The sequence below is a fragment of the Donghicola sp. XS_ASV15 genome (assembly GCF_041224595.1).
GTDB lineage: Bacteria > Pseudomonadota > Alphaproteobacteria > Rhodobacterales > Rhodobacteraceae > Donghicola.
Genome location: NZ_JBGFGN010000142.1, coordinates 1 through 5,830, shown reverse-complemented (window position 1 = coordinate 5,830; position 5,830 = coordinate 1). Strand labels below are relative to the sequence as shown.

Here is a 5,830-nt window from a genome sequence, read left to right as displayed (position 1 = left end):
TCTCGACAGCCCCCCGTGTTCTCATAGGCCAAGCCGGCTATTCCGAGATCGGATTTAGCTTGGCCTTCGCGACTGTCGGGCTGGTCATGGTCACGACAACCCGCTTCGCAAAGTCCTTCGTTGCCAAATGGGGTATCGCGGTTCGAATGGCCTGCCAAACTACCGGAACCAAGGGAAACCGGAAAGCTGGCTACCAGCCCACCGGTCTAGGGAGGAGACAAAGATGACGCCGAGTGTGTTGGTTCTGGGTATTGGTAATGTGTTGTGGGCCGACGAAGGTTTTGGTGTGCGTTGTGTTGAGCGGCTCGCGCAGACCACGGCTTTTGGTCCGAATGTAAAAGTTCTCGACGGTGGCACTCAGGGTCTCTATCTCCTCCCCTTCCTTGAAGAAGCAGATGCGCTGATCGTATTTGATGCCGTGGACTATGGTCTGCCCGCAGGCACTCTGAAAATCGTCGAAGATCAGGACGTGCCCTCTTTCATGGGCGCCAAGAAGATGAGCCTGCACCAGACCGGTTTTCAGGACGTCATCGCGACCGCGCAACTGATGGGCTACTGCCCCGAGCGTCTGGTCCTGATCGGCTGCCAGCCTGTCGAGCTGGAGGATTACGGCGGAGGTCTGCGCGACCTGGTCGCCGCCCGCATTGACCCCGCCATCGAAATCGCCATGCAAAAGCTTGCGGATATGGGCATCCACCCCATTGAGGGCGAAGGCGACACCAGCAATCTGGCGGACCCCTCGATCCTGCGCAGCGCCTACGAGGACGGTCGCCCGTCCGAAGAGGACGCCTGCCGCACCGGCGACCATCGCTTCTTTCCCGAGAGCGTCTGAGCCATGTGTGTCGGCGTACCGATGCAGGTGCTGTCAGTCGACGGCATCGCCGCCCGTGCCACCGATGGCCGCGAAGAAGCTCTGATCGATCTGTCTCTGACTGGCCCTGTGCAGGTGGGTGACTGGATCCTGACCTTCCTTGGCGCGGCCCGTGAAATCATCACCGAAGACGAGGCCCGCAAGATCACTGCCGCGCTCGACGGTTTGCGCAACCTGATGGAGGGCAACGACCTCGGCGATGCGTTCGCCGATCTGGACAACAGCGCCCCGCAACTGCCGCCCCATCTGCAAGCCGCGCTGGACGCGGGCAAAACCACAGCTTGAGAGACCCGCTATGACCCATCCTTTGATTGACCGTCTGACCACCGAGTTCAGCTGGCCCAAACTGGACAACCAGCACGACGTGACTGAATTCACCAGCCGCGCAGGCGTGCATGTCCTGTTTGTCCCCGGCGACCCCAAGCGCAATCTGGAAACCGCCGACGTGGCTGTGATCCTGCCCGAAATCAAACAAGCCTTTCAGGGCCGCTTTGACTGCGCGGTGGTCGGTGACGACATCGAACAAAAGGTCCGCGAGGAGACCAAAGTCCTCAAGACCCCCAGCCTGATCTTCTACCGCGAAGGCCAGATGATCGGCGGCATTCCCCGCGTGCGGGACTGGGACGAATACATGGCCCGCATCACCCAAATTCTGGCGCAGAGCGCCACATGTGAAATCGCAGACGCCTAAGGCCGACAGGAGAGACGACAGATGGTTAGCAACTTCCACCTGCCCCCCATGGGCTACGGCCCCGGCTCGCAGCAGGATGAGACCGGCGAAGAGCTGCAGTACATGCCCATGCCGCAAGACATGCGCACCTATCACACGCACTACCCCGACATGGAGATCGACGAGAACCTGCGTCCCGCCATGGAACTGATGGCCGCCGTTGCAGGTGCCGCCAAGGCCTGCGGCGAAGGCGTTGCTAACCAGACGTTTGACCTGAGTGATTTAGACGCCGAGAACCGTCGCCTGATCGCAGAAACCATGGGCCAAGGTGAAGTGTCCATGAAGATGCACGGCATTCCCGCCGTCGCTGCCCAAGAGTCTGTGTTTGCTGGCATCTGGGTGATGAAAGCCGCGGGCATGGACATGATCGAGGTCGGCCCCTCGCCCACCGTGGCGCGTGAGCGTGCGTTCAATCCCCGCCGTGCGGCGTTGGGTACTGACGCGCCCAAAGCCCCCGGTGTTCTGAACGCCCCACCCCTGCTGGTCGAATTGCAGGACAAGTCTGCTGGCTACACTCTTGGCGACGAAGTGCACGTGATTAACCTGACCCTTCTGCCTCACACCGAGCAAGATCTGGAATGGCTGGACAAGGCGCTTGGCCAAGGTGCGACCGACATCCTATCGCGCGGCTATGGCAACTGCCGTGTCACCGCGACCGCCCTGCCCAATGTCTGGCGCGTGCAGTTCTTCAATTCGATGGATGTGCTGATCCTTGACACGTTCGAAGTGACCGCAATCCCCGAAGTGACCGTCGCCGCCCCCGAAGACCTGATCGACAGCGGCGCGCGTCTGGTCGAAGTGCTGGAGGCCATCCGATGAGCGGTTTCGAAGGCAGCTATCTGGGAGCCAACGACAAGATCAGTCCGCGCGCCGTCATGGAGTGCAAGATCTGCTGGACCCCCTACGACCCCGAAGAGGGCGATGACACCCGTCAGGTTCTGCCCGGCACGCCCTTTATGCATCTGCCCGACGACTGGTCCTGCCCGAACTGCGACGCGCCCAAAGAGCAGTTTCTGGTGAACCACGATCCCGGTTCGGACGCGATGGCAGAGGCGGCGGTCCTGTCCGCAAAAACCTCGGCTCTGGTGACCGATTTCACCGAAGTTTGGCACGCCAAAATGCGTGACGTGCCGATCGTGAACAAACTGCTGCACGTGCAGGCCGTCGGCTGGCGGATGCACGAAGGACGCCCCTTGGGTGTGCTGATTTCCCCGTGGTTCATGAACGTGATCCAACTTCCCGCCGAGGGCGAGGATTGGAACGACCTGATGGCTGGCTCCAAGGAAATCATTCGCTTCCCGTCAGGCGATTACGAGTTCATCTGCAACACCCGCGAACAGACCGGCGGCTACAAAGCGTGCTCTCTGTTCTCGCCCATGGGGGACTTCAAATCGCAGGCCTCTGCGGTCGAGGTCGCCGAAGCCGTGATGGTTGCGCTGTTCCAAGAAGAACACCGCGCCGAAACAGATCGCAGCGCCGACATCCGCGCCGCCCGCGAAGAGGAAATCGCCGCCGTCGAGGCTGCCGAAGCCGAAGCGCAAGCCGCCGAAGAAGACAAAGTCGACATCCCCGAAGCACCGACCCGCCGTCAGGTTATTTCGGCCGGCATGGCTTCCACCGAGGCCGAGTGACATGAACGCGCCCACCTCTTTTGACGCGGACCGTTGGACCGCCATTCCCGCCCCGGCCCTGCCGGTGACGCGGCTGGTGATCGGACGCCCCGTCGAAGAGGTGGCCGAAACTCTGCCGCGCGTCTTCAACCTGTGCCGCGCGGCACAAAGCACGGCCGTCAGGCTGGCCCTTGGCCTACCTGCACCCGACGCCTCTGGCGACTTGGCCGATGAAATCCGGCGCGAGCATCTCTTGCGTCTCTGTCTGATCTGGCCCCAGCATTTCGGGCTTCCGCCCATTCAGATGCAGGCTGACGATCTGAAGACCCATCTTTTCGGCGCAGGTCTGCCGGACGATGTTCACCAGTTGAAAGTTTTCGCCTCTGGCAGCGCGGCTTTGGCCCCGCTGCTAGGGGCTGTGATGTCCCGTTTTGCCCCTGCCGAGGCGGTGGCGAACGGGCTGCCCGTCCCTGATGACACGCGCCACCTCTCTCTCGCGCCGCAAGAGAACTCTGTTTCCGCCCGCCGTCGGGCCCACCCGCTTATGCTGGATGTGGAACAGGTTTTCGGCCGTGGGCCCCTCTGGCGCATTCTCGGACGGGCGATCGACCTCGGGGCCGTGTTGAGTGGCTGGCGTCCCGAGGCCCGCGTGCTGCCGGACGGATGCGTCACCGTTCCGGCGGCGCGCGGCATATATGCTGTTCGCGCCCGCACCGAAAACGGCCGCGTGGCCGAATTCACCCGCATCACCCCGACCGACCACCTGATGGCCGACGGTGGTGTGATGCAACGCACCCTTGAGAGCCTGCCCCCTTGCGGTCAGGATAGGGCGCAAGCTGTAGTCGATCTGCTAGACCCCTGTGCCCCCGTGACCCTGCAAAGGAGGCCGCACCATGCATGAGATGTCCCTGTGCGAAGGCATCCGCAACGTGATCGAGGATCAGGCTCGCGCCCATGCCATCACGCGCGTGAAATCCGTGCGGGTCGAGATTGGCCGCTTTTCCGGTGTGGAAAAGGACGCGCTGAGCTTTGCCTTTGATGTGGTGATGCGCGGCTCGGTTGCCGAAGGCGCGAGACTAGAGATGATCGACCTGCCCGGTCGGGCCATGTGCTACGACTGCATCCACGAGGTCGAGATTGAAAACCGCTTGGACCCCTGCCCCGATTGCGGCGGTGGCAAGCTGATGCCCGTCGGGGGCGATGAAATGCGGATCAAGGATCTGGAGGTAGTCTGATGTGTAATGTTTGCGGATGCGGAACCGGCAGTGTCGAAGGGCACAGCCATCACCACGATCACGGCTCGGGCCATCATCATCACGACCATGACCACGGCCATGGCCACCACCATCATCATCATCACGGTGACATCCACTTTGGTCAGGGCCTTGCGGGCGTCGAAGTGCCCGGCATGACCCAAGAGCGTCTGATCGAGATCGAGACAGACATTCTGGCCAAGAACGACCGCTATGCCGATGCGAACCGTGCCATTCTGGCCGACCGCGAAATCCTGACGCTGAACCTTGTCAGCTCGCCCGGCTCGGGCAAGACGACCCTGCTGTGCAAAACCATCGAGGCGCTTGGCGATCAGCCGCTGGCCGTGATCGAAGGCGACCAGCAGACGGCCAATGATGCCGACCGCATCCGTGCCACCGGAGCAAAGGCCGTGCAGGTCAACACCGGCAAAGGTTGCCACTTGGACGGCCACATGGTCGGCCACGCGATGGAGCATCTGCAGCTGGCCAACAACTCGTTCCTGTTCATCGAGAACGTCGGCAATCTGGTCTGCCCCGCAGGCTTCGATCTGGGAGAGGACGCCAAAGTCGCGATCCTGTCCGTGACCGAAGGTGAGGACAAGCCACTGAAATACCCCGACATGTTCACCGCCTCGCGTTTGGCGCTCTTGAACAAGGTCGATTTGGCCCCCTATTGCGATGTGGATCTGGCCCTCTACGAGGAAAACCTGCGCCGCGTGAACCCGGGCATCGAGATCATCCGCGTCAGCGCCCGCACCGGCGAAGGCATGGATGTCTGGCTGCAGTGGCTGCGCGACCGTCTGGCCCAAAAAGCAAAACCCGAGGCTGCGGAATAATGACTGCCCCTTTGCCCTCTATCCTGCTGGTTGACGACGAAGAGCATAGCCTCTCGGCGATGCGCATGGCGCTGGAGGATGACTTTGATTGCTACACCGCCACGGGGGCCGAGCCCGCACTGGCGATCATGCAGGAACAAGACATTCAGGTGATCTTTTGCGATCAGCGGATGCCGGGCAAATCGGGCGTGGAATTTCTGGCCGAGGTCCGTGAACGCTGGCCCGATACTGTGCGGATCATCATCACCGGCTACACCGAAACCAACGACATGATTTCCGCGATCAATGACGCGGGGATCTACCAGTTCCTGACCAAGCCCTGGCATCCCGACCAACTGCTCATGGTTGCCAAGAACGCCACCGATCTGTTCCGCCTGAACCGCGATCACGAGCTGTCAACGGCGGAGTAAAATTCGGCCATTGTGGCGGAGCAAAAGTCGGCCAGTTTGGGGCGAGCGCCTTGGAGCGTGCGGCCCTCATATAGCAAGCCCGGTCCAAGGCGCATTGGCCGTCAGGCCAATTCTGTGAGG

At 61.7% G+C, this 5,830-nt stretch carries 8 protein-coding genes and 2 pseudogenes; all 10 read left to right on the top strand.

Annotation, left to right across the window (positions count from 1 at the left end; all coding sequences use genetic code 11):
- Positions 1–140 (top strand): annotated as a pseudogene (locus AB9K37_RS11840) (chloramphenicol/florfenicol efflux MFS transporter FloR); the annotation flags it as partial.
- An 83-nt stretch (positions 141–223) separates the two neighbouring features.
- A complete protein-coding gene (locus AB9K37_RS11835; RefSeq protein WP_369838846.1) occupies positions 224–832 on the top strand; it encodes a HyaD/HybD family hydrogenase maturation endopeptidase in 609 nt (202 codons plus the stop codon).
- Between the two features lie 3 nt (positions 833–835).
- On the top strand, positions 836–1,156 hold the full coding sequence (locus AB9K37_RS11830; RefSeq protein WP_369838843.1) for a HypC/HybG/HupF family hydrogenase formation chaperone: 321 nt from the start codon (positions 836–838) through the stop codon (positions 1,154–1,156).
- A gap of 10 nt (positions 1,157–1,166) precedes the next feature.
- A complete protein-coding gene (locus AB9K37_RS11825; RefSeq protein ID WP_369838841.1) occupies positions 1,167–1,562 on the top strand; it encodes a hydrogenase accessory protein in 396 nt (131 codons plus the stop codon).
- A 21-nt stretch (positions 1,563–1,583) separates the two neighbouring features.
- A complete protein-coding gene (locus AB9K37_RS11820) occupies positions 1,584–2,420 on the top strand; it encodes a hydrogenase expression/formation protein (protein ID WP_369838838.1) in 837 nt (278 codons plus the stop codon).
- On the top strand, positions 2,417–3,232 hold the full coding sequence (gene hybE, locus AB9K37_RS11815; protein WP_369838835.1) for a [NiFe]-hydrogenase assembly chaperone HybE: 816 nt from the start codon (positions 2,417–2,419) through the stop codon (positions 3,230–3,232). The genes AB9K37_RS11820 and hybE overlap by 4 nt, the downstream gene beginning before the upstream one ends.
- A gap of 1 nt (position 3,233) precedes the next feature.
- On the top strand, positions 3,234–4,112 hold the full coding sequence (locus AB9K37_RS11810; RefSeq protein ID WP_369838832.1) for a hypothetical protein: 879 nt from the start codon (positions 3,234–3,236) through the stop codon (positions 4,110–4,112).
- A complete protein-coding gene (gene hypA, locus AB9K37_RS11805) occupies positions 4,105–4,446 on the top strand; it encodes a hydrogenase maturation nickel metallochaperone HypA (protein WP_072709490.1) in 342 nt (113 codons plus the stop codon). Before AB9K37_RS11810 ends, hypA begins: the two co-directional genes overlap by 8 nt.
- The gene (gene hypB / locus AB9K37_RS11800) at positions 4,446–5,300 is read left to right on the top strand and encodes a hydrogenase nickel incorporation protein HypB (protein WP_369838829.1); all 855 of its coding nucleotides are present in this window, start codon (positions 4,446–4,448) and stop codon (positions 5,298–5,300) included. The genes hypA and hypB overlap by 1 nt, the downstream gene beginning before the upstream one ends.
- Positions 5,300–5,707 (top strand): annotated as a pseudogene (locus tag AB9K37_RS11795) (response regulator); the annotation flags it as partial. The gene hypB and the pseudogene AB9K37_RS11795, both read left to right, overlap by 1 nt.
- Between the last annotated feature and the right edge of the window lie 123 nt (positions 5,708–5,830).

Excerpts from the sequence above, each read along its gene's own strand:
- AB9K37_RS11835 (WP_369838846.1), top strand. The coding sequence starts at position 224 with ATGACGCCGAGTGTGTTGGTTCTGGGTATTGGTAATGTGTTGTGGGCC.
- AB9K37_RS11830 (WP_369838843.1), top strand. The coding sequence starts at position 836 with ATGTGTGTCGGCGTACCGATGCAGGTGCTGTCAGTCGACGGCATCGCC.
- AB9K37_RS11825 (WP_369838841.1), top strand. The coding sequence starts at position 1,167 with ATGACCCATCCTTTGATTGACCGTCTGACCACCGAGTTCAGCTGGCCC.
- AB9K37_RS11820 (WP_369838838.1), top strand. The coding sequence starts at position 1,584 with ATGGTTAGCAACTTCCACCTGCCCCCCATGGGCTACGGCCCCGGCTCG.
- hybE (WP_369838835.1), top strand. The coding sequence starts at position 2,417 with ATGAGCGGTTTCGAAGGCAGCTATCTGGGAGCCAACGACAAGATCAGT.
- AB9K37_RS11810 (WP_369838832.1), top strand. The coding sequence starts at position 3,234 with ATGAACGCGCCCACCTCTTTTGACGCGGACCGTTGGACCGCCATTCCC.
- hypA (WP_072709490.1), top strand. The coding sequence starts at position 4,105 with ATGCATGAGATGTCCCTGTGCGAAGGCATCCGCAACGTGATCGAGGAT.
- hypB (WP_369838829.1), top strand. The coding sequence starts at position 4,446 with ATGTGTAATGTTTGCGGATGCGGAACCGGCAGTGTCGAAGGGCACAGC.